The organism is Rhizobium lentis, assembly GCF_017352135.1.
GTDB classification, from domain to species: domain Bacteria; phylum Pseudomonadota; class Alphaproteobacteria; order Rhizobiales; family Rhizobiaceae; genus Rhizobium; species Rhizobium lentis.
Genome location: NZ_CP071454.1, coordinates 1,347,219 through 1,372,358, shown reverse-complemented (window position 1 = coordinate 1,372,358; position 25,140 = coordinate 1,347,219). Strand labels below are relative to the sequence as shown.

At 61.1% G+C, this 25,140-nt stretch carries 21 protein-coding genes and 1 riboswitch; of the genes, 14 read left to right on the top strand and 7 right to left on the bottom strand.

Annotation, left to right across the window (positions count from 1 at the left end):
- Nucleotides 1-43: 43 nt before the first annotated feature.
- The 6 genes from J0663_RS06575 (at nt 44) to J0663_RS06550 (ending at nt 8,437) form a co-directional block, all read left to right on the top strand.
- Nucleotides 44-2,290: a heavy metal translocating P-type ATPase gene (locus J0663_RS06575; RefSeq protein WP_207243653.1), complete on the top strand. Its 2,247-nt coding sequence runs from the start codon at nt 44-46 to the stop codon at nt 2,288-2,290.
- Nucleotides 2,291-2,681: 391 nt separating this feature from the next.
- Nucleotides 2,682-2,906: riboswitch (cobalamin riboswitch) on the top strand.
- Nucleotides 2,907-3,168: 262 nt separating this feature from the next.
- Nucleotides 3,169-3,390 (top strand): glutaredoxin-like protein NrdH, encoded by a 222-nt coding sequence (nrdH, locus tag J0663_RS06570; protein ID WP_207243652.1) that lies wholly within the window; start codon nt 3,169-3,171, stop codon nt 3,388-3,390.
- A gap of 13 nt (nt 3,391-3,403) precedes the next feature.
- Nucleotides 3,404-3,817, top strand: coding sequence for a class Ib ribonucleoside-diphosphate reductase assembly flavoprotein NrdI (gene nrdI / locus J0663_RS06565; RefSeq protein ID WP_207243651.1), 414 nt, complete (start codon nt 3,404-3,406; stop codon nt 3,815-3,817).
- Nucleotides 3,796-5,964 (top strand): class 1b ribonucleoside-diphosphate reductase subunit alpha, encoded by a 2,169-nt coding sequence (gene nrdE, locus J0663_RS06560; RefSeq protein ID WP_207243650.1) that lies wholly within the window; start codon nt 3,796-3,798, stop codon nt 5,962-5,964. Before nrdI ends, nrdE begins: the two co-directional genes overlap by 22 nt.
- Before the next feature lie 174 nt (nt 5,965-6,138).
- Nucleotides 6,139-7,113, top strand: coding sequence for a class 1b ribonucleoside-diphosphate reductase subunit beta (nrdF, locus tag J0663_RS06555; protein WP_207243649.1), 975 nt, complete (start codon nt 6,139-6,141; stop codon nt 7,111-7,113).
- A gap of 100 nt (nt 7,114-7,213) precedes the next feature.
- A complete protein-coding gene (locus J0663_RS06550) occupies nt 7,214-8,437 on the top strand; it encodes an adenylate/guanylate cyclase domain-containing protein (RefSeq protein WP_207243648.1) in 1,224 nt (407 codons plus the stop codon).
- 6 nt (nt 8,438-8,443) lie between these two features.
- Here the strand turns inward: J0663_RS06550 and queE are convergent, their stop codons facing one another.
- The 4 genes from queE to J0663_RS06530 form a co-directional block, all read right to left on the bottom strand.
- Nucleotides 8,444-9,172, bottom strand: a complete 729-nt coding sequence (gene queE, locus J0663_RS06545; protein WP_207243647.1) for a 7-carboxy-7-deazaguanine synthase QueE — start codon at nt 9,170-9,172, stop codon at nt 8,444-8,446.
- Complete coding sequence (gene queD / locus J0663_RS06540; RefSeq protein WP_207243646.1) at nt 9,169-9,525, bottom strand: 6-carboxytetrahydropterin synthase QueD; 357 nt, start codon at nt 9,523-9,525, stop codon at nt 9,169-9,171. Before queD ends, queE begins: the two co-directional genes overlap by 4 nt.
- On the bottom strand, nt 9,525-10,235 hold the full coding sequence (gene queC / locus J0663_RS06535) for a 7-cyano-7-deazaguanine synthase QueC (RefSeq protein ID WP_207243645.1): 711 nt from the start codon (nt 10,233-10,235) through the stop codon (nt 9,525-9,527). The genes queD and queC overlap by 1 nt, the downstream gene beginning before the upstream one ends.
- Before the next feature lie 196 nt (nt 10,236-10,431).
- Nucleotides 10,432-11,484 (bottom strand): LacI family transcriptional regulator, encoded by a 1,053-nt coding sequence (locus J0663_RS06530; protein ID WP_207243644.1) that lies wholly within the window; start codon nt 11,482-11,484, stop codon nt 10,432-10,434.
- Between the two features lie 308 nt (nt 11,485-11,792).
- Here J0663_RS06530 and J0663_RS06525 point away from each other — a divergent pair, with 308 nt between their 5' ends.
- From J0663_RS06525 to J0663_RS06510, 4 genes are all read left to right on the top strand, one after another.
- The gene (locus tag J0663_RS06525) at nt 11,793-13,052 is read left to right on the top strand and encodes an ABC transporter substrate-binding protein (RefSeq protein ID WP_207243643.1); all 1,260 of its coding nucleotides are present in this window, start codon (nt 11,793-11,795) and stop codon (nt 13,050-13,052) included.
- Between the two features lie 113 nt (nt 13,053-13,165).
- Nucleotides 13,166-14,119 (top strand): carbohydrate ABC transporter permease, encoded by a 954-nt coding sequence (locus J0663_RS06520; RefSeq protein ID WP_207241667.1) that lies wholly within the window; start codon nt 13,166-13,168, stop codon nt 14,117-14,119.
- On the top strand, nt 14,116-15,063 hold the full coding sequence (locus tag J0663_RS06515; RefSeq protein ID WP_207243642.1) for a carbohydrate ABC transporter permease: 948 nt from the start codon (nt 14,116-14,118) through the stop codon (nt 15,061-15,063). The genes J0663_RS06520 and J0663_RS06515 overlap by 4 nt, the downstream gene beginning before the upstream one ends.
- Nucleotides 15,064-15,066: 3 nt before the next feature.
- Nucleotides 15,067-16,182 carry an ABC transporter ATP-binding protein gene (locus J0663_RS06510; RefSeq protein ID WP_207243641.1) on the top strand — a complete coding sequence of 372 codons (1,116 nt, stop codon included), beginning with the start codon at nt 15,067-15,069 and terminating at the stop codon, nt 16,180-16,182.
- 6 nt (nt 16,183-16,188) lie between these two features.
- On the opposite strand, the gene J0663_RS06505 is transcribed toward J0663_RS06510, so the two are convergent.
- From J0663_RS06505 to J0663_RS06495, 3 genes are all read right to left on the bottom strand, one after another.
- Nucleotides 16,189-18,435, bottom strand: a complete 2,247-nt coding sequence (locus J0663_RS06505) for a glycoside hydrolase family 2 protein (protein ID WP_207243640.1) — start codon at nt 18,433-18,435, stop codon at nt 16,189-16,191.
- Between the two features lie 200 nt (nt 18,436-18,635).
- Nucleotides 18,636-19,634: a LacI family DNA-binding transcriptional regulator gene (locus J0663_RS06500; protein ID WP_207243639.1), complete on the bottom strand. Its 999-nt coding sequence runs from the start codon at nt 19,632-19,634 to the stop codon at nt 18,636-18,638.
- Between the two features lie 9 nt (nt 19,635-19,643).
- Nucleotides 19,644-20,648, bottom strand: a complete 1,005-nt coding sequence (locus J0663_RS06495; protein WP_207243638.1) for a Gfo/Idh/MocA family protein — start codon at nt 20,646-20,648, stop codon at nt 19,644-19,646.
- A gap of 205 nt (nt 20,649-20,853) precedes the next feature.
- On the opposite strand from J0663_RS06495, the gene J0663_RS06490 reads away from it, so the two are divergent.
- From J0663_RS06490 to J0663_RS06475, 4 genes are all read left to right on the top strand, one after another.
- Nucleotides 20,854-22,146, top strand: a complete 1,293-nt coding sequence (locus tag J0663_RS06490) for an ABC transporter substrate-binding protein (RefSeq protein ID WP_207243637.1) — start codon at nt 20,854-20,856, stop codon at nt 22,144-22,146.
- A gap of 77 nt (nt 22,147-22,223) precedes the next feature.
- On the top strand, nt 22,224-23,111 hold the full coding sequence (locus J0663_RS06485; RefSeq protein WP_207243636.1) for a carbohydrate ABC transporter permease: 888 nt from the start codon (nt 22,224-22,226) through the stop codon (nt 23,109-23,111).
- Nucleotide 23,112: 1 nt separating this feature from the next.
- Nucleotides 23,113-24,024, top strand: coding sequence for a carbohydrate ABC transporter permease (locus J0663_RS06480; protein ID WP_207243635.1), 912 nt, complete (start codon nt 23,113-23,115; stop codon nt 24,022-24,024).
- 18 nt (nt 24,025-24,042) lie between these two features.
- The gene (locus J0663_RS06475) at nt 24,043-25,125 is read left to right on the top strand and encodes an ABC transporter ATP-binding protein (protein ID WP_207243634.1); all 1,083 of its coding nucleotides are present in this window, start codon (nt 24,043-24,045) and stop codon (nt 25,123-25,125) included.
- Nucleotides 25,126-25,140 lie beyond the last annotated feature (15 nt).

Genomic DNA, 25,140 nt, shown 5'->3' with positions numbered 1-25,140 from the left:
GAGGATGTAGGAGGGATGCTTCTATTTGGCAAGGAAGCGGATCATGGCGGAGACGAGCGAGACACGGTACCGGGTCGGCGGCATGGATTGCGCCGCCTGCGCGACCAAGATCGATGCGGCGGTCAGACGGGTGGCGGGCGTCGCCGATGTTTCAGTGTCGGTGATGGCGGGCACGATGACCGTCCGGCATGACGGCAGTGACCTCAAGGCGATCGAGAAGAAGGTGACGGGGCTTGGTTATTCCGTCTCGCCTTTTGCCGGAAGCGCAGCCCCTGTACCTGAACGCGGCTTGCATCATCATGATCACGGCGATCACGCAGACCACGACCACGCCAATCATGATCACGGTCATGAAGGCCATGGTTACAACCGCGCCCATGGCGAAAAGGAAATCAAAGGCCTGCATGGGCACGGCTACGCGCCGATGACCGGCACCTGGTGGCAGAGCAGGAAAGGGCGGTTGACCATTCTTTCGGGTGCAGCGCTCGTTGGCGCTTATGCTATCGGCCATGTCGTGCCGGCCGTCGCGCCCTATGCCTTTATCGTCGCCATGCTGGTCGGTCTGGTGCCGATCGCCCGGCGCGCGGTCATGGCGGCGCTATCCGGCACGCCTTTCTCGATCGAGATGCTGATGACGATCGCCGCCGTCGGCGCCGTCATCATCAATGCGGGAGAGGAAGCGGCAACCGTCGTCTTCCTGTTCCTCGTCGGCGAGATGCTCGAAGGCGTAGCCGCGGGCAAGGCGCGTGAAAGCATCCAGTCTCTAGCGACCCTGGTGCCGAAAACCGCGCTGCTCGAAGATAATGGGCAGATACGCGAGGTGCCGGCAGAAAGCCTCGCTGTTGACGCGATCATTATGGTTCGCCCAGGCGACCGCATCTCGGCAGACGGCATCATCGTTTCAGGCGAGATTGCGATCGACGAGGCTCCGGTGACCGGCGAAAGCACGCCGGTGCGCAAGGGCGTCGATGCCGTCGTCTATGCCGGTACGGTCAACGGCGATGCCGTGCTCAGGGTTCGCGTCACGGCAGCGGCCGCTGACAATACCATCGCTCGTGTCGTCAAGCTGGTGGAGGAGGCGCAGGAATCGAAGGCGCCGACGGAGCGCTTCATCGACCGGTTCTCTCGCTATTATACCCCCGGCGTGCTGGTGGTCGCCGCACTGGTTGCGGTCGTTCCGCCGCTGTTTTTCGGCGGTTCGTGGAGCGACTGGGTCTACAAGGGCCTTGCCATCCTTTTGATCGGCTGCCCCTGCGCCCTCGTCATCTCGACGCCGGCGGCGATCGCCGCTTCGCTGTCGGCTGGTGCGCGGCGCGGGCTCTTGATGAAGGGCGGCGCCGTCCTGGAAACGCTCGGCAAGGTGACGATGGTCGCCTTCGACAAGACAGGCACGCTGACCGAAGGCAGGCCCAAGGTGACCGACATCGTCTCCTTCGGATTGAGCAGAGCGCAGCTCTTGTCGCGCGCGGCCGTGCTGGAGCAGGGGTCCAGCCATCCGTTGGCGCTCGCCATCCTCAATCGCGCCAAGGCCGATGGTGTTCCCGTGCCGCCCGCCTTCGAACTGGAAGCACTGCCGGGCAAGGGCGTCCGCGGCAAGGTCGGCGGCGAGACGCTGGATCTGCTGTCGCCCTCCGCTGCCCGTGAGCGCGGCGCGCTGGACGGGGAACAGGAGGCGCGCGTCACCGCTCTAAACGATGAGGGCAAGAGCGTGTCGGTGCTGCTCGTCAATGGTGCTGCGGCCGGCTTGGTCGCCATGCGCGACGAGCCGCGCGAGGATGCGGTGGCCGGGCTCTCGTCGCTCAAATCGGCCGGTGTCAAGGCGATGATGCTGACCGGGGACAACAAACGGACGGCGGCGGCCGTTGCCGTCACGCTCGGGATCGACTGGTGCGGCGAGATGATGCCCGAGGACAAGCAGCGCGTCGTCGGCGAACTGAAGCGCGAAGGTTTCACCGTCGCCAAGGTCGGCGACGGCATCAACGACGCGCCGGCGCTCGCCGCCGCCGATATCGGCATCGCCATGGGCGGCGGCACCGATGTGGCGCTGGAAACCGCCGATGCCGCCGTACTGCATGGACGCGTCGGTGATGTGGCGCGAATGATCGCGCTTTCCAAGCGGACGATGCGCAATATCCTGCAGAATATCACCATCGCGCTCGGCCTGAAGGCAGTCTTCCTGGTGACGACGATCATAGGAATCACCGGGCTCTGGCCGGCGATCCTGGCCGATACCGGCGCCACCGTGCTGGTGACGATTAACGCGCTCAGGCTGCTTCGCGTAAAGATGTGAAGACCGTCGATTCGGGCCTGACCGAGAATTGAAATCGCGGAGCCGGTCGTCGGTAGGGCCGGCTCTCAGTTTGCTGACAAGTTCTCCTTCGTCATGCTCGGCCTTGTGCCGAGCATCTGACCACTGCAATTACCGGCAGAAAAACCTTTATGTTTAGACACTTAATTGACCGGGGCAGATCCTCGGCACAAGGCCGAGGATCACGTCGCGGGTGTTGCAATGGTTTGTTAGCGGCCTCAGACTCGGTCGCAGACCGGTTCTATCAGAGCCTTCTCCACAGCGTCTTTTCCGTAAGCTTTCGTTAGCCATGTTTTTCACAGGAACGCAGTGATTTCAAACAAGCCGTAACGCAATGCCCCAACCATCTGTTGACGCCATTTTGGATTCGCGTACTATATCTAGTGTTCAAGGTTCCTTCGATTCGTGAGGATCGGGGCTAAGACGGGAATACGGTGCGTCTCGCCATGAGGACGGGACAAGGCCGGAGCTGCCCCCGCAACTGTAAGCGGCGAGCAACTGTCCGATTTCAGGTCACTGAGGCATGATGCCTTGGGAAGGCTGGGGCAGGGTGCTTCGACCCGCAAGTCAGGAGACCTGCCTTGAACGAAACGTCCACGGGCGGGGTGTCCGGAAGGTCGCGTGCTTGACGGCGGAACATCCGCGCCTGTTACGCTACTCCGAACGTCCGCATCAGCACTTCGGGGTTTGAAGTCATGTCGAGAACATCAAGGCAGCCGCCCGCGCGTATCCTGCGAAGGATGCTATCAGGCGTTTAAAGCGCCAACTTTGCCAGATCATTATCAAGCGTTGCCCCGGACGCCACACGGCGCCCGATCCCAGTCCTGTGTCCTGAATCCATTGACATCACGAGGAAGATGATGAGCGTTACCGTTTACAGCAAGCCGGCCTGCGTTCAATGCACCGCCACCTATCGCGCCCTGGATCGCCTGGGCGTGGACTATGAGATCGTCGATATTTCCGAGGATGCCGAAGCGCTCGATCGCGTGCGCGGCATGGGCTACATGCAGGTGCCGGTCGTCGTTGCCGGGGAGAACCACTGGGCGGGCTTCCGTCCCGACATGATCAGCTCGCTCTCCTGATCGGAGAAAGGCGATGGGGCTGATCGTCTATTATTCCAGCCGATCCGAGAACACCCATCGATTCGTCGCCAAGCTCGGACTGCGCGCGGCGCGCATTCCCCTTGGCGCTGAAGCCATCCACATTCGCGAACCCTATGTGCTGATTTCGCCCACCTATTGCGGCGACGGCGGCCCAGGGATCGTAAAGGGGGCCGTGCCCAAGCAGGTGATCCGTTTCCTCAACGATGCGGAAAACCGCTCCAACATCCGCGGCGTGATCGCCGCGGGCAACAGTAATTTCGGCGAGACCTACGGGCTTGCCGGCGATGTCATCTCGAAGAAGTGCCAAGTGCCGTATCTTTACAGGTTCGAGCTTCTGGGAACCGCCGAGGATGTCGCCAATGTCAAAGACGGGATGGGACGATTTTGGACACGGGAACCAATTTGACGCGGGATGCGGGCGCAAAGCCGCTGAAGGCAGGGGAAACGCTCGATTATCACGCGCTGAACGCGATGCTGAACCTCTATGACGACGAGGGCAAGATCCAGCTCGACAAGGACCGCATGGCGGCCAGGCAATATTTCCTGCAGCATGTGAACCAGAATACGGTGTTCTTCCATAATCTCCGGGAGAAGCTCGATTATCTGGTCACCGAAGGCTATTACGAGGAGGAGGTGCTCGACCAGTATTCCTTCAATTTCGTCCGCGACCTGTTCGACCAGGCCTATGCCAGGAAATTCCGCTTCCCGACTTTCCTCGGCGCCTTCAAATATTACACCAGCTACACGCTGAAGACCTTCGACGGAAAACGCTATCTCGAGCGCTACGAGGACCGCATCTGCATGGTGGCGCTGACCTTGGCAAGGGGCGACGAGGCTCTCGCCCGCGACATGGTCGACGAGATCATTTCCGGCCGCTTCCAGCCGGCGACGCCGACCTTTCTCAATGCCGGCAAGAAGCAGCGCGGCGAACTTGTTTCCTGCTTCCTGCTGCGCGTCGAGGACAATATGGAATCGATCGGTCGCTCCATCAATTCGGCGCTGCAGCTCTCGAAGCGCGGCGGCGGCGTGGCGCTGTCGCTGACGAACATCCGCGAGGCCGGCGCGCCGATCAAGCAGATCGAAAACCAGTCCTCGGGCATCATCCCGGTCATGAAGCTGCTCGAAGACAGCTTCTCCTATGCGAACCAGCTCGGTGCGCGTCAGGGGGCCGGTGCGGTCTATCTCAACGCCCATCACCCCGACATCATGCGCTTCCTCGACACCAAGCGGGAAAACGCCGACGAGAAGATCCGCATCAAGACACTGTCACTCGGCGTTGTCGTGCCCGACATCACCTTCGAGCTCGCTAGGAATAATGAGGATATGTACCTCTTCTCGCCCTACGACGTGGAGCGAGTCTATGGCGTGGCCTTCACCGAGATTTCGGTGACGGAAAAGTACCGCGAGATGGTGGCGGACGCTCGCATCGCGAAGAAGAAGATCAAGGCGCGCGAGTTCTTCCAGGTGATCGCCGAAATCCAGTTCGAGAGCGGTTATCCCTACCTCATGTTCGAGGATACGGTGAACCGGGCTAACCCGGTGGCCGGGCGCATCTCCATGAGCAATCTCTGCTCGGAAATCCTGCAGGTGAGCGAGGCGAGCGAATTCAACGACGATCTCTCCTACAAACATCTCGGCAAGGACATTTCCTGCAATCTGGGCTCGCTGAACATCGCGGCAGCGATGGATTCAGCTGATTTCGGCAAGACGATCGAGACGGCGATCCGGGCGCTGACGGCGGTATCCGACATGAGCCACATCTCTTCGGTGCCTTCGATCGAGAAGGGCAATGATGAGAGCCATGCGATCGGCCTCGGACAGATGAACCTGCACGGCTATCTCGCCCGCGAACGCATCTTTTACGGCTCCGACGAAGGCGTCGATTTCACCAATATCTATTTCTACACGGTGACTTATCACGCGATCCGCGCTTCGAACCTCTTGGCGGTCGAACGCGGGGCCAGCTTCAAGGGCTTCGAAAATTCGAAATATGCCTCGGGCGAATATTTCGACAGATATACCGAGCAGGAATGGAAGCCGGCGACCGAAAAGGTGCAAGCGCTGTTCGATGATGCCGGCGTTCATATCCCAACGCAGGAAGACTGGGCGACGTTGAAGAAGGCGGTGATGGCGTCCGGCCTCTATAATCAGAACCTGCAAGCGGTGCCGCCGACCGGATCGATCTCCTATATCAACCACTCGACCTCCTCGATCCATCCGATCGTCTCGAAGATCGAGATCCGCAAGGAAGGCAAGATCGGCCGCGTCTATTATCCGGCGCCGTTCATGACCAACGACAATCTCGACTATTATCAGGACGCCTACGAGATCGGCCCAGAGAAGATCATCGATACCTATGCGGCGGCGACCCAGCATGTCGATCAGGGCCTGTCGTTGACGTTGTTCTTCCGTGACACGGCGACGACACGCGATATTAATAAGGCGCAGATTTACGCCTGGAAGAGGGGCATCAAGACCATCTACTACATCCGCCTCCGCCAGATGGCGCTGTCCGGCACCGAGGTGCAGGGCTGCGTTTCCTGTACCTTGTAATTTGATTTCGGCCGCGAGCCTTGGAGCAAATGGCCCCCTCATCTTTCTGCCGGCACCTTCTCCCCGATGGGGAGAAGACATCTGCGGCAGGCGCGACATCCCCTCTCCCCTGGGGAGAGGGCAGGGTGAGGAGGCTCCAAGCGCCATCAGATCTGTTGGAAGGACATAATCACCATGAACATCGCCGTAAAACCAACCAGCCGCGTGCGCGCCATCAACTGGAACCGCATTGAGGACGATAGGGATCTCGAAGTCTGGAACAGGCTCACCGGCAATTTCTGGCTGCCGGAAAAGGTGCCATTGTCAAACGACATTCCCTCCTGGGCGACACTGACGCCGGCGGAACAGCAACTCACCATCCGCGTCTTCACGGGTCTGACGCTTCTCGACACAATCCAGAACGGCATCGGCTCCGTCAGGCTGATGGAGGATGCGGTAACCTCGCATGAGGAGGCGGTGCTTTCCAATATCTCCTTCATGGAGGCCGTGCATGCCCGCTCATATTCCTCGATCTTCTCAACGTTATGCTCCACGCCTGACGTCGACGACGCCTATCGCTGGTCGGAGGAGAATGAGTTCCTGCAGCGCAAGTCGGCGCTGATCATGGAGCAATATGCGTCCGGCAACCCTTTGAAGAAGAAGGTCGCCAGCGTCTTCCTCGAGAGTTTTCTGTTCTATTCCGGCTTCTATCTGCCGATGTACTGGTCAAGCCGCGCCAAGCTCACCAATACGGCCGATATGATCCGGCTGATCATCCGGGACGAGGCGGTGCATGGCTACTATATCGGCTATAAGTTCCAGCGCGGGCTGGAGTTGCTGTCCGAGCAACGCCGGCGGGAAATCAAGGATTTCGCCTTCGATCTGCTGCTCGAACTCTACGACAACGAGGCCCGGTATACCGAAGCGCTCTATGACGGCGTCGGCTTGAGCGAGGATGTGAAGAAGTTTTTACATTACAACGCCAACAAGGCGCTGATGAATCTCGGCTACGAGGCGCTTTTCCCGGCTGAAGCCTGCAAGGTCAATCCGGCGATCCTGTCGGCGCTGTCACCGAATGCCGACGAGAACCACGACTTCTTCTCCGGCTCCGGCTCCTCCTATGTCATCGGCAAGGCTGTCGCAACCGAGGATGAAGACTGGGATTTCTGAGACTTAATTGCAGTCTCCCCTTATCATTTGCTTCGCCATCGACCACATTCACGGAAACTGAATTCGATATCCGCCGGTGATGCGGCGTAGTGGGGTTTCGATGTCCTCTTTTTTGAACAAGACCGGGGCTGTGGTTGAAACGAACGACGGCGCCTGGCCGATCCGCCGGAGGCGGATCCTCGACTGGCTGGTGAACGAGACGCGCGGCGAGCGCTTCATCGACAACATCCTGGTGGCAATGTGCGAGAAGCTGTTGGCCGCAGGGGTACCGGTGGCGCGCGCGACGCTGCATTTCAGGACGAATCATCCGCAATGGATCGGCGCCCGCATCCTCTGGAAGGAGGGCATGACGGAAGCGAAAATCAACACATTCGCCTATGGTGTCGAAACCACGCCGGAGTTCCTGAAGAGTCCGGTCAACGCGATCCACCAGGGGGCGGAGGAGGTGCGCCGGCGACTGGAAGGCACTGCCGACGCCGACGAGGATCCTTTCTTTCAGGAGCTGCGAGACGAGGGTCTTACGGAGTACATTGCCTGGCCGATCGAGCATACTTTCGGCAAGCGCCACGTCGCGACATTTTCCACATCCCGTCCGGGTGGCTTTACGAGCGAGCATACCGATTTCCTGCGCGATCTCCTGCCGGCGCTGACCCTCGTCAGCGAGATCAGGCTGAAGAACATCATGGCACGGACGCTGCTGCAGACCTATGTCGGACCGCATGCGAGCGAGCATATCCTTTCGGGTGTCACGACGCGCGGCAGCGGCGCGACCGTCGGCGCGGCCATCATGATCTGCGATCTGCGCGATTTCACGGCGATCTCGGATCTCTGGCCGCGCGACGATGTCATCCATCTGCTGAACGACTATTTCGACGCCATGTCGGACCCGATCGAACGGCATGGCGGGGAAATCCTGAAGTTCATGGGAGACGGCCTGCTGGCGATCTTCCCATTGGCCAAGGAGACGGCCTGCCTCGATCTGCTGCAGGCGATCCGCGAAGGGCAGGCGTCAATGGCCGAGTTGAACGAAGAGCATCTGCGCACGGGGCGCGAGCCGCTGCGCTACGGCGTCGGTGTGCATGTCGGCGATGTCATGTACGGCAATATCGGCTCGCGCCGGCGGCTTGATTTCACCGTCATCGGCCCGGCGGTCAATGTCGCGTCGCGGCTGGAAAGCCTGACCAAGGAGGTCAAACGTCCGGTGCTCCTGTCGCGGGCCTTCGTGGAAATGGCGGGCTGCGCGAAAGACATGGACAGCCTCGGCACCTTCCCGCTGCGTGGGCTCGGAGAGCCTGTCGACGTCTTCGCTTTTCCGGAACGGTAGACGAATTTAGACGCCTCGTTTGTTTCCCCAAAGCAGCACGTGCAGCTGCGGCAGGACGCGCGGCGCAAACCATTGGTCGGCCGTCACCTTCTCGACGAGCCATTGCATGCGATCCATCACGCCGTCGATATCGATGCGCGCGTCGTCGTCTTCGGGCGGCGGCGGTGTATGGTTGCCCGGCTGAAGGTACAGGGGAATATCAGGGTAGCGCTGGCCCACCTCGCGCGCAAATGCATAATCAACATCGTCGAAAACCACGATCTTCAGTGCGATCTCCGGCCCGCCGGCTGAAAGCCGAAGACAGTCATCGATCTCACCCCAATCGGTTTGCATCCCGCTCGACGGCGGCTTGGGGCTCAACACGAGGACATCGAGATCGCGAAACCAGTTCCGCGCCACACTTCCCTGGGTTTCCAGCGCGAAGCGATACCCCTCGGAATGACCGAGTTCGATCAGCGGCCCCAGGGGCTGGATAGCGGGATTGCCCCCAGAAAGGGAAACCGTCAGTGGCCTGTTTCCGGAAAGTCTTGTGACCTCCTGCCAGATCGCCTCGACGGACATCGGCATCCATTGATCCCGGAAGGCGCTGTCGACCGCATGAAGGCTGTCGCACCAGGAGCAGCGGTAATCACAGCCGCCCGTCCTGACGAACACGGTCGGCAACCCGATCAATGCGCCTTCGCCCTGTATCGTCGGGCCGAAGATCTCGCTGATGCGAATGGTATCAGTGCTCACGGCCTGTACTCCGCCCAGGTCTTCGGCGTCTCGCTGACGCGGACAGACGAGGTCTCAGGGAAGCGCTGCTTGCACCAGTCGTAGAAGTGCTTGGCCAGGAACTCGGAGGTGACTTTCGAATGGCCGAACACCTCGTTCAGGTGGCGATGATCGAGAGTATTGTCGATATAGCGCTTGAGCGGCGAGAGGTCGTGATAGTCGCGAACGAAGCCGTCATCATTGAGGGTTTCGGCAGACAGTTCGACAACGACGACATAGTTGTGGCCGTGGAGCCGGGCGCATTGATGGTCGATGGGCAGGTGATCCAGCTGATGCGAGGCGGAGAGGTGAAACTCCTTGGTGATGCGGTACATCAACGCACCTCCGCGGCTGTATATTGCGATACGGCCGCTTTCCAGAAGTCGCGGTCTTCATATTCCGTCGGATCGGCGACACCTGCAAGATGGAATGCCTCGCGGCGTTCGACGCAGGTTCCACAGCGTCCGCAGTGGAGCCTGCCGCCCTTGTAGCAGGACCAGGTCTCTGCGAAGGGTGTCTCATGTTTCGCACCGTCGGTGACAATCGCCGCCTTGGAGACCTCGACATAGGGGGCGAGCAGTTTGACGCTGGCATAACCATCCAGCGCTTGGTCCTGCATGCGCTGGAAGGCCTCGATGAAGCCCGGCCGACAGTCCGGATAGATGAAGTGATCGCCGCCATGGACGGCGACAGCAACGGCATCCGCCTTTTGCGCAGCCGCCAAGCCGAAGGCGATCGCCAGCATGATGGCATTGCGGTTCGGCACCACGGTGGCCTTCATGGTTTCCTCGGCGTAATGGCCGTCGGGGACCTCGACATTGTCGGTCAGAGCCGATCCGCTGAGGTGGCCGCCGATGGCGGCAATGTCGATGATGTGATGCGGAACAGCAAGGCGTGCGGCACATTTTGCGGCAAATTCGAGTTCCTTGCGATGCCGCTGGCCGTAATCGAAGGAAACAAGGCCGATAAGCTGTTCTTCCGCTGCCATTCTGTGGGCAAGCGAAACGGAGTCGAGTCCGCCGGAGCAGACGACGATGGTTTTCATATTTTGGATTCCCTTGTTTTGACCGGGTGGGCTGCGACCGGATTACGCGCGCGCTTTTACTGCATAATTCGGCAAAGCGGAACCGATTTTCGAATAAATTATGCCGCAACCTAAGGTGCCGCAGCGTCCATGCCCGTCTGGCGCGGCACTTCAGGCAAATCGCGCTCGCTAAACGTAGTTCACGCGCCGCCTGGGGCTAAGCGATCGGAAAGTTGATTTGTGGCGGCAGCAGGAGATGCAGGTTCTCGGCGTCCATATTGTTGATGCGCTGCAGCAGCATGCGCCCTAGATGCTCGCCGGCGGCCGTCAGGTCTTCGTGGATCGTGTCGACCTCCGGCTGCAGCTGGGTGAGAAGGCGGGACGTCTCCTTGGCGACGATATCGTAATCGATAGCCAATGTGCTGCCGACATCGCTCATGCCGCTGATGACCGCGAGCGCCGATACTTCGCCGGGGCAGATGAAACCATCGGGAGCTTCGGGGGCAACGGCGCGGCTGCAGATGAAGTCGCGCAGCTCGCCGGCCGACGTGTCGAGATCGACCGCCTCCGGAATCTCATAGGCAACACCTGCCTCCCGCACCGCGGTCATGAAGCCGTGCAGGATATGCTGGCAGAAGGTCAGCCGTTTCGGCGGCAGGATCACCGCCACCTTTGTGCGGCCCTTGGCGATCAGCCGGCGGGTGGCTTCATAGGCAAAGCTGAAGTTGTCGTAGTCGACATAGGGGTGCGGCGTCGAAAACTCGGTGCGGCCGTGACAGATGAACGGAAAGCCGGATTCGAGCAGCACGCGGACGCGGGCATCGAGCGGTTCGGTGCGGGTGAAGATCAGCCCGTCGGCGAGGTGATTGCGAATAATGTATTCGGCGGCCTCGACATTGGTGGTCGACAGGAAGTTCGGGGCGACGACGAGATGATAGGAAGTCTCTTTGAGAGCCTTGGCGATGCCGTACATGATCGAGGTGCTGAAGCCGACCACCTCCTCGTGCGGATCGAGCAGGATGGCGATGACATTGGTGCGGCCGGTCTTCAGGCGCTGGGCGGCTCGATCCGGAAGATAGCCGATTTCGCGCGCAATGCGGTGCACACGCTGGCGGGTCTCAAGCGAGATCTGCGGGGCATCGGAGAGCGCCCTTGACACGGTCGTTACAGCAAGGCTGGCGATCGTGGCGATCGTTCGCAAGGTCGGCTTGCCGCGCCTGTGGGTGGCGTCAAGATGTTCGCCGCGTTGCGGCCGGGACGGTTCAGTCACTCTGTGGCATTCCATGCTCGAATTGCCCGATACCATACCATGACGAATCCCCCGTGCAACCGGCGAATGAAAACGTTTTAAATTTTTTACGCTTATTATCGATCTTGAAAATATTATTGAATTTCAGGCTTTTATCGAAAAATCATATTTTTCTCGGGAGTCGAGAAAGGGCTTGACGACCAAGGCCTTATAACGTTTTAAATTGTCAACCGCGCAGAGGAGCGCGGCTGTGTGTTGCCCGCTGTCATAGCGGGAAGCATCAGGCGGCTGGGAGGGCCGGCCGCCGAACTTCAAATGGGAGGAAATTCATGCGCAAGTTTTTAAGCTCGGCGGCGATTGCTGTCGTGATGCTGGCTGGTGTGGGTGCGGCTGAGGCCGCTGACGTCAAGGAAGTGCAGATGCTGCACTGGTGGACGTCAGGCGGCGAGGCGGCGGCCTTGAATGTGTTGAAGGAGGATCTGTCGAAGGAGGGCTTTGCCTGGAAGGACGTGCCGGTGGCCGGCGGCGGCGGTGATGCGGCGATGACGGCGCTGAAGGCGATGGTGGCGGCCGGTACCTATCCGACGGCCTCGCAGATGCTCGGGTATACGGTGCTCGATTATGCTGAGGCCGGCGTCATGGGCGACCTGACGGAGACGGCCAAGAAGGAAGGCTGGGACAAGTCGGTGCCGGCGGCACTGCAGAAGTTCTCCGTCTATGACGGCAAGTGGGTCGCAGCCCCGGTCAACGTGCATTCGGTCAACTGGCTGTGGATCAACAAGGCTGTCATGGACAAGATCGGCGGCAGTGAGCCGAAGACCTTCGACGACCTGATCGCGCTGCTCGACAAGGCGAAGGCTGCCGGCGTCATCCCGTTGGCGCTCGGCGGCCAGAACTGGCAGGAAGCGACGATGTTCGATTCCATCGTGCTGTCGACCGGCGGGCCGGAATTCTACAAGAAGGCCTTCAACGACCTCGACGAGGAAGCGCTGAAGTCGGAGACGATGAAGAAGTCCTTCGACAACCTCGCCAAGATCGTCAAATATGTCGATCCGAACTTCTCCGGCCGCGACTGGAACCTGGCGACCGCCATGGTCATCAAGGGTGACGCGCTGGTGCAGGTGATGGGCGACTGGGCCAAGGGCGAATTCGTCGCCGCCAAGAAGACGCCGGATACCGACTTCCTGTGCTACCGCTTCCCCGGCACCGACGGCAGCGTCATCTACAACTCCGACATGTTCGGCATGTTCAACGTTCCCGACGACCGCAAGGCGGCCCAGGTGGCGCTGGCGACGGCGACGCTGTCGAAGAGCTTCCAGTCGGCCTTCAACGTCGTCAAGGGTTCGGTTCCGGCCCGCACCGACGTTCCCGACACCGACTTCGACGCCTGCGGCAAGAAGGGCATCGCCGATCTGAAGGCGGCCAATGAGGGCGGCACGCTGTTCGGTTCGCTGGCCCAGGGTTACGGCGCCCCTCCGGCGATCGCCAATGCCTATAAGGACGTCGTCTCGAAGTTCGTCCACGGCCAGATCAAGAGCTCCGACGAGGCCGTGACCCAGCTGGTCCAGGCGATCGACGACGCCCGCTGAGACGAGGCCGATGACAATGCTTCCCCGCGTCTTCGCGGGGAAGCGTCAGACTCCGCGACGAGCAGGCGGAGACGGATCGGCAAGGCCGATCCTGCGGGAAGGGAGATGATATCATGAGCACAGTTGCCACCACCGATCCGGTTCTGACGCCGGGGCAGGCGAGCGGGATCTCGCTTCGAAGCCGGCTGCAGGATGCGCTGCCGAAGATCGTGCTGGCGCCGAGCTTCGTCATCACGCTGATCTTCGTCTACGGCTTCATCGTATGGACGGCCTATCTGTCGTTCACCAATTCCAAGACCTTCCCCTCCTATCAGCTGACCGGGGCGCGCGCCTATCAGCGGCTGTGGCGCTGGACCTTCGAAAGCGACCCGCCGTCCTCCTGGTACACCTCGATCACCAACATGGCGATCTTCGGCTTCCTCTATGTCGGCATCTGTTTAGCACTCGGCCTGCTGCTCGCCATCCTGCTCGACCAGAAGATCCGCGGCGAGGGGTTGCTGCGGCCGATCTTCCTCTATCCGATGGCGCTGTCCTTCATCGTCACCGGGGTCGCCTGGAAGTGGTTCCTCGATCCCGGCCTCGGGCTCGAACAGACGCTGCACCACTTCGGCTGGACGAGCTTCCACTTCGACTGGATCAAGAACAAGGACTTCGTCATCTACACCGTCGTCATCGCCGGCGTCTGGCAGGCGTCCGGCTTCGTCATGGCGATGTTTTTGGCCGGTCTGCGCGGCATCGACGGCGAGATCATGAAGGCGGCTCAGATCGACGGCGCCTCGCCCTTGCAGCTCTACCGCCGCATCGTCATCCCGCTGCTGCGGCCGATCTTCCTGTCGGCCTTCATCGTGCTCGCCCATATGGCGATCAAGTCCTACGACCTGGTGGTGGCGCTGACCTCGGGCGGGCCTGGCGGCTCGGCCTGGCTGCCGTCCAACTTCATGTATGAATACACCTTCAAGCGCAACGAGATGGCCGTCGGCTCGGCCAGCGCCATCATCATGCTGATGACGATCTCGGCGATCATCGTGCCCTATCTCTATTCCGAACTGAAGGAGAAGGCCCGATGAGTGCGATCACCTCTCCGACGGTCGAAGGGTCGCATAGCAACAGCAACACCCGCTGGATCGGCCGCCTCGTCATCTACGGCCTGCTGGTGATCTTCGCCATCCTCTACCTGATGCCGCTCTTCGTCATGCTGACCACCTCGTTCAAGACGATGGACGAGATCCAGGGCGGCAACATGCTGGCGCTGCCGCAGTCGCCGACCTTCGATCCCTGGGTCAAGGCCTGGGGCGAAGCCTGCGTCGGGCTGACCTGCGCCGGCATCAAGGGCTACTTCTGGAACTCGATCAAGATGGTGGTGCCGGCCGTGGCGATCTCCACCTTCTTCGGCGCGCTCAACGGCTATGTCCTGACCAAGTGGCGCTTTCCCGGCCATACGCTGGTGTTCGGGCTGATGCTGTTTGCCTGCTTCATCCCGTTCCAGTCGGTGCTGCTGCCGATGGCCACCATCCTCGGTTCGCTCGGCCGCTTCGGCATGACGCTGCAGAACGCCACCGGCTGGAACTTCGGCTTCGGCAATTCGACGGTCAATCTGGTCTTCGTCCACGTCGTCTATGGCCTCGGCTTCACGACGCTGTTCTTCCGCAATTTCTACGAGGCCTTTCCGAGCGAGCTGGTCAAGGCTGCCCAGGTCGATGGTGCCAGCTTCTTCCAGATCTTCCGCCGCATCATGCTGCCGAACTCGCTGCCGATCATCGTTGTCACGGTCATCTACCAGTTCACCAACATCTGGAACGACTTCCTGTTTGCTTCCGCCTATGCCGGCACCGGTGACTCCATGCCGATGACGGTGGCGCTCAACAATGTCGTCAACACCTCGACCGGGGTGGTCGAATACAATGTCAACATGGCGGCGGCGATGATCGCCGCCGTTCCGACGCTCATCGTCTATATCCTCGCCGGCCGCTACTTCGTGCGTGGCCTGATGGCGGGCGCAGTCAAAGGGTAACCCATGGCTTTCCTGGAAATCTCCGGCCTCAGAAAGCGCTTCGGCGCCGTCGACATCCTCAAGGGTATCGATCTCGAACTCGAAAAGGGCGGCTTTCTCGTGCTGGTCGGCCCGTCCGGCTGCGGCAAGTCGACCCTGCTCAACACCATTGCCGGGCTGGAGACGATCACGTCAGGCGATATCCGCATCGACGGGCGCGCCGTCAACGGCCTGCATCCCTCCAAGCGCGACATCGCCATGGTGTTCCAGTCCTATGCGCTCTATCCGAACATGACGGTGGCGGGCAACATCGCCTTCGGCATGGAGATGCGCGGCGTGCCGCCGGAGGAGCGCAAGCAGGCGATCGACAAGGTCGCCAAGGTGCTGCAGATCGGCCATCTGCTTGACCGCAAGCCGAGCCAGCTGTCGGGCGGCCAGCGCCAGCGCGTCGCCATGGGACGGGCGCTGGTGCGCGATCCCAAGCTCTTCCTGTTCGACGAGCCGCTCTCCAATCTCGACGCGAAACTCCGCGTCGACATGCGCATCGAGATCAAAAGGCTGCACCAGGCGACCGGCAAGACCATCGTCTACGTCACCCACGACCAGATCGAGGCAATGACGCTCGCCACCCGCATCGCCGTGATGAAGGACGGCATCGTCCAGCAGTTCGGCACGCCGGCCGAGATCTACAACAATCCCGCCAACATGTTCGTCGCCGACTTCATGGGTTCGCCGGCGATGAACCTGGTCAAGGCATCGGTCGAAAACGGCGCCGGCGGTCTTGCCGTCTCGCTCGAGCGGCCGAATGCCGCGCCGCTGACGCTGCCCGTCACGACAGGCGCCAACGGCCTTTCCTCCTATGCCGGCCGGCAGGTGATCTTCGGCATCCGCCCCGAGGCGCTGACCGACCCCGACGGCGCCGACCGCAATGCCCGCTCGCTGACCGAAGGCGACTGCCTGATCGAGGTCGTCGAACCGGCCGGCTCCGACACCTTCGCCGTCACCAAGCTCGGTGGCAAGGAGGTCGTCGCCCGCCTGCGCGCCGATGCCGGCATCGCTCCAGGCCAGCACACGCGCCTCGCCTTCAACCTCGACAAGGCCGTGTTCTTCGATCCGGAAACACAGGCCCGGATCGCGTGATGTCCGTCAGGCCACCGCTGTCACGCTGAGGGTCACCGGCGCGAAACGTGAGGAGACCGCTTCGACGGTAATCTCTCCCACCAGCCCGGTCGCCTCCAGCCAGAAGCCCGATGTGCCGCCCTGCAGGGGCACATTGATCGGGCCGACGATCTTTGCCGGGCCATGCACCTTCAGCGAAATGCTGTCGTTCATGAAGGGCAGGCGCTGGCCGCACTGGTCGAGGGCGCGGATGATGACACGGGTGCTGTCGCGTTCGCGGGCCTTCAGCGTCTGGCTGTCGGCAACGATCTCAAGCGTTGTCGGCAAAGGGTCGGCGGCCAGCTTCAGGCTCGCCACCGGCTCGCCGCCGATATAACCGGTAAAGGTTCCGTCGATCCATTCGAGCCCCCAGGTGCCGAGCTCATCGGCAGTGAAATGCCGGTGGTCGAGCACGACGGGCGGATGCGGCAGATGCGGGTAGTTCTCGCGATCCGGACCGATGCGTTTGCTGAGCCCGCCATATTGCAGTTCCACCTCGTCGCAATTGGTCAGGATGATCAGCGGCAGGACGCCGCCGATATTGCGCTCGCCGCGCGCCCAGAAGGTCACGGGCTTCATGACGATTTCCTCGGAAGGGTCGCACTGGCTGATATAAGCATAGGCCGCGAATTTCGGCTCACGAAACATGTCCATGACGCCGTGATAGCAGATGCGGTCGCCGGAGCCGAAATCCTTGTGGGTGTTGTAATCGAACACGCACCAGCCGATGGCGCCCGAAATGTCGGGATCGCCATAGGCGGCATTCAGTACTTCCAGGTGGCGGCGAACATGCTCGGCCTGCCGCTGTTCCTGATCGTAGATCTTCGTCGGGTGCATGTGGCCGTTGAACTCGGTGATGAGGTACGGCACCTTCTGCGACAGGCCGGTATTTTCCTGCTGGGTGCGGAGCGCGGTGCGCGGACGGTTGGAGCCCGGCAGTTCCTCGTTGCCGAGGATGAAGTCGTTCATCGTGTAGACGTCTTCGAGCAACTCGCTCTCTGTGAGATAACGCACGCCGCCGGTCTGGCGGGTGCTGTCGAGCTCACGGGCCAGACGGTTGGTCTCGACGTAGAAGTCGTGGCTATCCTGCGACTCGTTGATGCGCACGCCCCAGATGATGATCGACGGATGGTTCCAGTCGCGCTCGATCATGCGGCGGACATTCTCGATCGATTCCTTCTGCCAGTCGGCATCGCCGATATGCTGCCAGCCGGGGATTTCCTCGAAGACGAGCAGACCGATCGCGTCGCAGCGGTCGAGGAACCATTTCGACTGCGGATAGTGCGAGGTGCGCACGATATTGCATTTCAGCACCGTCTTCATGATGTCGGCGTCGCGCTCCTGGGCGGAGCGGCCGGCGGCGTAACCGACATAGGGGAAGGCCTGATGGCGGTTGAGGCCGCGCAGCTTCAGCGGTTTGCCGTTGAGCAGAAAACCTTCAGGTGCGAATTCGGCGGTACGGAAGCCGAAGCGGGTGGAGAGACGGTCGGAGCCGTGCTCGGTCCTAAGCTCCACGTTGACTTCGTAGAGTGTGGGGTTGGTGATGTCCCAGAGGGTGATGCCCGTCAGGCCTCCGAAGGAAAGCGTCGCGCGGTCGCCGATCGTTTCGGTCGCCGCGGTGGCGATCGCCGTGCCATCGGCTTGCCTCAGCGTGGCGGTAACGGTCGCCGAAAAGCTGCGGCGCTCGGGGTTGGCGATATCGACGCGGATGGTTGCCGACTTCTCCGGGGCAAGAACATCTGATGTTTCGATCTTGAGATTGCCGATTGAAACCGGGTCGGTGACTTTCAGCCAAACGTCGCGGTAGATGCCGGCATAGGTCAAATAATCGATGCGGCCACCGAAGGGCGGAATGGCCGGGTTCTCGCTGCCGTCGATCTTGACGGTCACGAGGTTTTCGCCCTTGAGGAGCTTGCCGGTGAGGCGGGCCGTGAAGGGAGTGTAGCCGTCCTTGTGGGCGATGATCTCCTCGCCGTTCAGATAGACGACGCTATCGGCCATCGCGGCGTCGAAGATCAGCGAAACCTCGCGGCCCTCGAATTCCGGCAGCCAACGGAGAACCTTCTGATAGGTGAAGGCGCGCTGATAGCTCTTTTCATCGAAATAGTTAAAGGGCAGTTCGACGGCGGTGTGCGGCAGGCTGACCGGCTTGGCGGCGTCGAAGCTTTCGAGCAGACGCTGGCCGAAGCCTTCATGGAAACCCCAGCCTTCGTTGAAGGAGACGACGGAACGCATATCAGGCTCTCCCGGTCATGGCATCAGAAGCGGTGCGGCGCCCTTCCGCGCGTGAGAATCGGGTCATCGGATATTCCTCCTTAATGCAATAGGGCGCGAGCCGTCAGGCGCTTCGCGTCGAATCTATTCATGCGATGCGCTTTAGCTTTTTTCGGTGATTCCGTCATCCGGAACCGCCTCATACGTTCTGATGGCATGCATCAGGCAGTCGAGCCCCAGCGGGGGGTGCAGGTGAGCGTGATACTGTGCGGGCCTTCGATGCCGGCGTCGTGGCGTTCGATCAGTTCGACCACCGCATCAATGAAAGCGGTGTGGTCAAGGCTCAGCGTCGTGAGGTCATTGCAATCCCAGGCGGCCATGGCGATGCCATCCTGGCCGACGATGGCGATATCCTCCGGCGTGTTTTTGCCAAGCACGCGGCGCGCGGCATCGCGTGCGCCGATCGCCATGACGTCGTTGCCGCAGATGATGGCATCGATCTTGTCTCGGTGCAGCAGGAGCACAGCTTCCTTGAAGCCGGAATCATAGGAATAATCGCCGAAGGCCTGTGCTTCGAAGGCAAGGCCGCGTTTGGCGAGCGCTTCGGCGAACCATCCGCGCCTCAGCTTGTCGATCCAGCTCGAATTGGTGCCGGAGAGATAGGCGAAGCGCTTCTTGCCGTCCCGGGCGATCTTGTCGATGATCTCGTCGGCGGCCTTGGAGCCGTCGATGCGGATCGAGGAGACGCTTTCGGTTTCGAGCGGCTCGAAGGAGACGATGATCGGCTTGGTCGTGTGGAAAATATCAACGGCATCCTGCATCGAAACCATGTCGGAAAAGATGACGACGTGATCCACCTGATAGGTGGAGGCTAGCCGCATCAGTTGCAGTCGGTCGGAATGATCCGCACAGCAGAGGATGATCGGCAGCAGCTGCCGCGCCTGCAGGCGGTGGACAAGAAGCTGCTGCTCCTCGGCCTCGCAGGGGTTGCCGATGGCGTTGACGACGAGGGCGACGAGACGCGATCGCTGATTGTTCAGCGATCGGGCGATAGCATTCGGCTGGTAGCCATATTCACGGGCAACGGCGAGAATGCGGTCGCGCGTTGCGCGGCCGATGCGCGAATCCGGCGAGAAGGCACGGGATATGGTGGCGGAGGAGACGCCGGCAAGTTTCGCCAGCTCTTTCGAGGTTATCCGCCGCTTGTTCATTCCACTCATCTTCGCCTGTCAGGCGGCGATCCTGACGGAGGCGCCGCCGGCCGCTGCCGATTCCTTGATTGCATCCCACAGCCTAGCGAATCTGAGGCCCATTTCAACGGAGCCGGAGTTTTCCATCTTCCCTTCGCGAATGGCGAGGAAATTCTTCATGGGATTGCCGAGAATTTCGGCCTCCTCGCGCGGCTCGGCGGTGCGGCCGGTGCTGATTTCGCGCCAGCCACCCCAGGCGTCGATGCGCACGATCGCCTTCGAATAGAAGAAGGTAATGTAGGAGGCGCAGCCGGGCGGGCCTTCGCCGGCGGCTGTCAGCGTCGCCAGTGCTCCGTTCTTCAGCCGGGCGGAGACGGCGGTTGATATGTCGACCTGTTTGCCGTGATTGTTCATATAGGCCGAAACACTGTCGAAGTCGGAATTGGCGAGCAGGCACACGGTGTTCATCATGTGGGCGCCGGTATCGAACATGAAGCCGCCGCCTGATATCTCCGGCTGCTGCTTCCAATGGCCGTCGTAATTGGAAGACCAGCTTTCCCAGATCATGCCCGATATGGCGATTAGCTCGCCGAACTCACCGGCCAGCGCCCGCCGGCGGGTATCGAGCACCAGCGGCGACAGCCCGCCCTGGAAGGCGGTGACGATGGTGACACCGCTTTTTTTCTGCGCGGCGATCAGCCGCTCGGCCTCGGCGACGGTCGTTACCATCGGCTTCTCGAGGAAGAGGTCGATGCCCGCCTCGGCGACGGCGGTCGCCTGCTCGGAATGGAAAGCGTGCGGGGTGGAGATGTACACGATGTCGAGCTTACTTTTCATTTCGGCGAGCATCTCGCGATAGTCCTCGAACTCCTTCGGTTCGTACGCGCCACCCGCGAGGCAGACGTCGATCAGGCGCCGGCGCGCGGCGGCGGTCGTGTCTGCCAGTGCTGTGAATTCGATCTCCGGCATCCGTGCCCAACTCGCGGCATATTCCGCAGCCTTCAACCCGGCGCCGATGACGCCGAGGCGCAATTTCCCAGACATGAAAAATTCCTCCCTGCAGATGTTGTGCACACGATTACACAAACTTTTCGATTGAAGCAAGCCACACATATCTACGTTAAATCAATAATTTAACATTGCGACTCGAATCTCTTCAAAATCCATCTTGTCAGCAACTGGAATGCGTGTACATTTCGTGCGGCCGGTGCTGGAGGGCGCCGCGTCTCTAAAAAGGGGAGGACTTCCGTTGAAGAAAACGGTTCTTGGTGGCCTGTGCGCCATTCTGCTGAGCGCGGTTTCGACGCTGGCGCAGGCTGAAATAATCCGCATTGCAAATCACGGTCAGGCCGGCATCGACGCGATGAAGTCGACGGTCGAGCGGATCGAGAAGAAATACGGGGTCACCGTTGAGGTCGTCGAATATCCGGCCCCCGACAAGGATTACCTGACGAAGCTGCTGACTGAGCTCGGCGCCGGCAATGCGCCCGACCTGTTCTCCATTCCCACGACGGCCGCTGTCGCCGACATGGTGGAGGCCGGCTATCTCGCGCCCGTTACCAAGGAGTTCAAGGCCTGGGACGGCTACGCCAATCTCTATGACGTCGCCAAGGCGCTTGCCATCAGCCCGGATGGCGAAACCTATGTGATGCCCTTCATGCTCGGCATCCAGGAAATCTATTACCGCAAGGACGTTCTCGAAAAGGCCGGCATCTCCACCGAACAGCCAAAGACCTGGCGCGAGCTTCTCGATCGGGCGGCTGAAATCAAGCAGAAGACTGGCGCCTACGGCCTGCTCTTCCCGGCGGGCGTTTCCTGGGGAAGCGGCGCCTTCGACGAGGGCTTCCAGCACCTGCTCGTCGGCTCAAAGACGCCGCAGCTCGTCGATGCCGATGGCAAGCTCGATCTCAATGGTGAGGGTATCAAGGATGTGTTTGGCGTCTATAAGGAACTGATCGACAAGGATCTGATGCCGACCCAGCCGCTGCTCGGACCCGAGCCCTGGGTCGTGCCGAAATACCAGATGTTCCCGGAAGGTAAGCTTGCCGCCACCACCTGCGGCTCATGGTGCTACATTTTCGACTGGGGCCGCGAAAGCAAGAATCCCATTCCCGAGGTAACGAAGGTGGTCGGCACATGGACGGTTCCCGGCCAGAACAGCGGCCAGTACGTGCTCGCCAACCTTGCTGCGCCGTGGGCCGTCAATGCCAAATCGGCCAACACCGAGCTTGCGATCAAGGCGCTGATGGAGATCGGCTCCATCGAAACGCAGGTGTCCTATGCCGCCCGCATCGGCAACATTCCGGCCAGCAAGGACGCTGCGAAGAATGCCGACTTCCAGAAGCTGACGGAACTGGTTCCGATCCATGCGGCGGCCGAGAACGGCGTGTTCCTGAAGCAGGCTTCCGGCTTCGGCACGGTGGCGGAAGGTGTCGCGCGCGCCACCGAAGCGCTGCTGCGCAAGGAAACCGACGCCGCCGGCGCCCAGAAGATCCTTGCCGACTACGTCAAGGAAACGCTCGGCGACGACATGGTCAAGTAAAGGCTCGTCTCTGCCTTCTCCCGGAGCGCGGCGTCCATCGCCGCGTTCGGGGTTCATTCGTTCAGTTGTGAGCTTCCATGGCCCGAAACTCTCATGAAAAACGCGCCGAGCGGCAATGGCTGCTGATCCTGCTGCCTTCGCTCGTGCTGCTTCTGGCCTTCGTCATCTATCCGGCCATCTATTCCGTCTATCTGAGTTTCACCAACGAGGCGCTGACCGGCGCGGCGGCACTTCGACCGCGTTTCGTCGGCTTCAGGAACTATACCCGGCTCTTCAACGACGCGAAGTTCTGGAACGCGCTGTTCGTCACCTTCGTCTTCGTCATCGGGTCGGCCGTCATCGGCCAATTCGTGCTCGGCCTGATCTCGGCCATGGCGCTGCGTCGGCCGATCCGCTTCCGCAGGCTCTTCTCGTCGATCATCCTGCTGCCGAACGCCGCTCCGGAAGTCGTCGCCGGCTTCATGTGGATTTCGATGCTGGCGGGCGGCGAGAATGCCACCCTCAGCCGCATCGTCAGCTTCTTCGGCGTCACTCCAGCCGACTGGCTGCAGGTCTTTCCGCTGTCGATGATCATCATCGTCAATACCTGGCGCGGCATCGCCACGGCGATGATCCTGCTGACGGCCGGCCTCAGCACCATTCCGGCCGAGATATACGAGGCGGCCCGCATGGACGGGGCGACACCTTCGCAGATGTTCCGCCGCATCACCCTGCCGCTGATGATGCCGACGATCCTGCTCTACATGCTGATATCGGCCGTCTCCACCATCGCCGTCTTCGGTCTCGTCTATGCGCTGACGCGCGGCGGACCTGGCGGGGCAACCGAGGTCGTCAGCATCTATATCTACAACCAGTCCTTCACGGCGTTCCAGCTGGGATATGGGGCCGCGGTCGCCGTCGTCGCGCTGGTGATCTCGCTGATCCTCGGCATTGCCTATGTCCGGGCCATGAAGGTGGAGGTCTGAGATGGCCGTCGTTTCCCCGAGCGAGAGCGCAAACAAGGGTCGTTCCGATCTCATTGCCTATGCGACCTTGTCGCTGATCTCGATCTTCTGCGCCGTACCGTTCTTCTGGGTGCTGCTCGCCTCGTTCGACGGCAATGCGCAGCTTTTTCTCCATTGGCCGGAGCAGTGGACCTTGGCCAATTATGTGAGAGTGTTCAGCAAGGAGGACGGCGCCAAGTGGCTGTTCAACTCGCTCTTCGTGGTCGGCAGCGCCACTTTGCTCGTCATGGTGCTTTCGGGGCTCGGAGGTTATGCGCTGTCGCGCACCAGGGCCTGGTGGAAGCTGCCTTTCCTCTACGCGATCCTGCTCATCCGCGTGCTGCCGCCGACGGCGCTCGTCGTGCCGCTCTACAAGTTCCTGCTGACGCTGAACAATGCAGAAGCGGCGGTGCTGCGGCCGGTCTTCGGCAGCTATGCCCGCGACATCATGCGCTGGACCGGCTTCATCGACGGCTATCTCGGGCTGATCCTGGTGCTGGCAACAATGCAATTGCCGCTGGCGCTCTGGATCATGAAGACCTTCTTCGACGGGCTGCCCAGGGATTACGAAGAGGCGGCGCTGATGGACGGGGCGACGCTCGTTCAGCGCATCCGCCGGGTGCTGATCCCGCTGGCGCTGCCGGGATTGGCGGCCGCAGGGCTCTTCGCCTTCATGTCGGCCTGGGGCGATTTCCTGCTACCGCTTATCTTCCTGTCGTCCCCGGAACTGCAGACGCTGCCGCTCGGTCTCTTCCGCGCCTTCCTGCGCATCAATGAGATCGACTACGGCCTGCTGACGGCGCTCGCCTTCATCTACCTGCTGCCTGCCGTCGTCGCCTTCGGCTTTGCGCGGCGCTTCCTCGTCCAGACGTTGTCGGGCGGTGTGAAGGGCTGAGATCAGAAAGAGAAACCGATGATCAATCTCAGAAACGTTCGCAAATTCTACGGCGCGCTCGAGGTCATCAAGGGTGTCGACATCACCGTGGAAGACAGGGAATTCGCCGTTTTCGTCGGTCCGTCCGGATGCGGAAAGTCGACGCTCCTGCGCATGATCGCCGGCCTCGAAGGCATCGACGAGGGCGACCTCGTCCTCAATGGCAAGCGCATCAACGATGTGCCCCCTGACAAGCGCGGCATCGCCATGGTGTTCCAGTCCTATGCGCTCTATCCGCATATGACCGTTGCCGAAAACATCGGTTTCTCCCTCAGCTTGAAGAAGGTCCCGGAGGCCGAGATACGCCGGCAGGTGGAAGGGGTGGCTGAGATCCTGCAGCTCACCGACTATCTCGACCGCCGCCCAGCTGCCCTTTCCGGCGGCCAGCGCCAGCGCGTGGCGATCGGCCGCGCCATCATCAAGAAGCCGTCGCTGATCCTGTTCGACGAGCCGCTGTCGAACCTCGATTCGGCGCTCAGGGTACAGATGCGCGGCGAGCTGCAGCGCTTGCACCGCGAGCTGAAGGCGACCGTCGTCTACGTCACCCACGATCAGGTGGAGGCGATGACGATGGCCGACCGTATCGTCGTGCTGAACAAGGGTGTCGTCGCCCAACAGGGCGCGCCGATGGCGCTTTATCATCAGCCGGATAATGAGTTCGTGGCGACCTTCATCGGTTCGCCGAAGATGAATGTGCTGCCGATGACGGCGACGCGCCGGGATACTGGCAAGGTGCATCTGGAAAGCCCTCTCGGACTCGCGATCGATCTCTCGGATGCGAACGGTTCTGTGCCCCAGGGTGAAGCAAAGCTCGGCATCCGGCCCGAACACCTGAAACTCGCGTCAAATGGGCAGGGCGATTTTTCCGCCGAGGTCGTCATCGTCGAGCGGCTTGGTGTGGAAACCTATCTGACTGTTGGTTCGCAGCAGCAGCCAATCGTCGTGCGGGCCGAGGGCGACATGACGATCCGCCCTGGCGACCGTGTCTCGCTCACTGCCGAGCGCGCGGCCTGCCATCTGTTTGATTCCGCTGGTCGGGTCGTCCGTCCGGCCAAAGCCTGAAACATCGAGGAATGA

Excerpts from the sequence above, each read along its gene's own strand:
- J0663_RS06575 (WP_207243653.1), top strand. The coding sequence starts at position 44 with ATGGCGGAGACGAGCGAGACACGGTACCGGGTCGGCGGCATGGATTGC.
- nrdH (WP_207243652.1), top strand. The coding sequence starts at position 3,169 with ATGAGCGTTACCGTTTACAGCAAGCCGGCCTGCGTTCAATGCACCGCC.
- nrdI (WP_207243651.1), top strand. The coding sequence starts at position 3,404 with ATGGGGCTGATCGTCTATTATTCCAGCCGATCCGAGAACACCCATCGA.
- nrdF (WP_207243649.1), top strand. The coding sequence starts at position 6,139 with ATGAACATCGCCGTAAAACCAACCAGCCGCGTGCGCGCCATCAACTGG.
- J0663_RS06550 (WP_207243648.1), top strand. The coding sequence starts at position 7,214 with ATGTCCTCTTTTTTGAACAAGACCGGGGCTGTGGTTGAAACGAACGAC.
- queD (WP_207243646.1), bottom strand. The coding sequence starts at position 9,525 with ATGTACCGCATCACCAAGGAGTTTCACCTCTCCGCCTCGCATCAGCTG.
- queC (WP_207243645.1), bottom strand. The coding sequence starts at position 10,235 with ATGAAAACCATCGTCGTCTGCTCCGGCGGACTCGACTCCGTTTCGCTT.
- J0663_RS06525 (WP_207243643.1), top strand. The coding sequence starts at position 11,793 with ATGCGCAAGTTTTTAAGCTCGGCGGCGATTGCTGTCGTGATGCTGGCT.
- J0663_RS06520 (WP_207241667.1), top strand. The coding sequence starts at position 13,166 with ATGAGCACAGTTGCCACCACCGATCCGGTTCTGACGCCGGGGCAGGCG.
- J0663_RS06515 (WP_207243642.1), top strand. The coding sequence starts at position 14,116 with ATGAGTGCGATCACCTCTCCGACGGTCGAAGGGTCGCATAGCAACAGC.
- J0663_RS06510 (WP_207243641.1), top strand. The coding sequence starts at position 15,067 with ATGGCTTTCCTGGAAATCTCCGGCCTCAGAAAGCGCTTCGGCGCCGTC.
- J0663_RS06505 (WP_207243640.1), bottom strand. The coding sequence starts at position 18,435 with ATGCGTTCCGTCGTCTCCTTCAACGAAGGCTGGGGTTTCCATGAAGGC.
- J0663_RS06500 (WP_207243639.1), bottom strand. The coding sequence starts at position 19,634 with ATGAGTGGAATGAACAAGCGGCGGATAACCTCGAAAGAGCTGGCGAAA.
- J0663_RS06495 (WP_207243638.1), bottom strand. The coding sequence starts at position 20,648 with ATGTCTGGGAAATTGCGCCTCGGCGTCATCGGCGCCGGGTTGAAGGCT.
- J0663_RS06485 (WP_207243636.1), top strand. The coding sequence starts at position 22,224 with ATGGCCCGAAACTCTCATGAAAAACGCGCCGAGCGGCAATGGCTGCTG.
- J0663_RS06480 (WP_207243635.1), top strand. The coding sequence starts at position 23,113 with ATGGCCGTCGTTTCCCCGAGCGAGAGCGCAAACAAGGGTCGTTCCGAT.
- J0663_RS06475 (WP_207243634.1), top strand. The coding sequence starts at position 24,043 with ATGATCAATCTCAGAAACGTTCGCAAATTCTACGGCGCGCTCGAGGTC.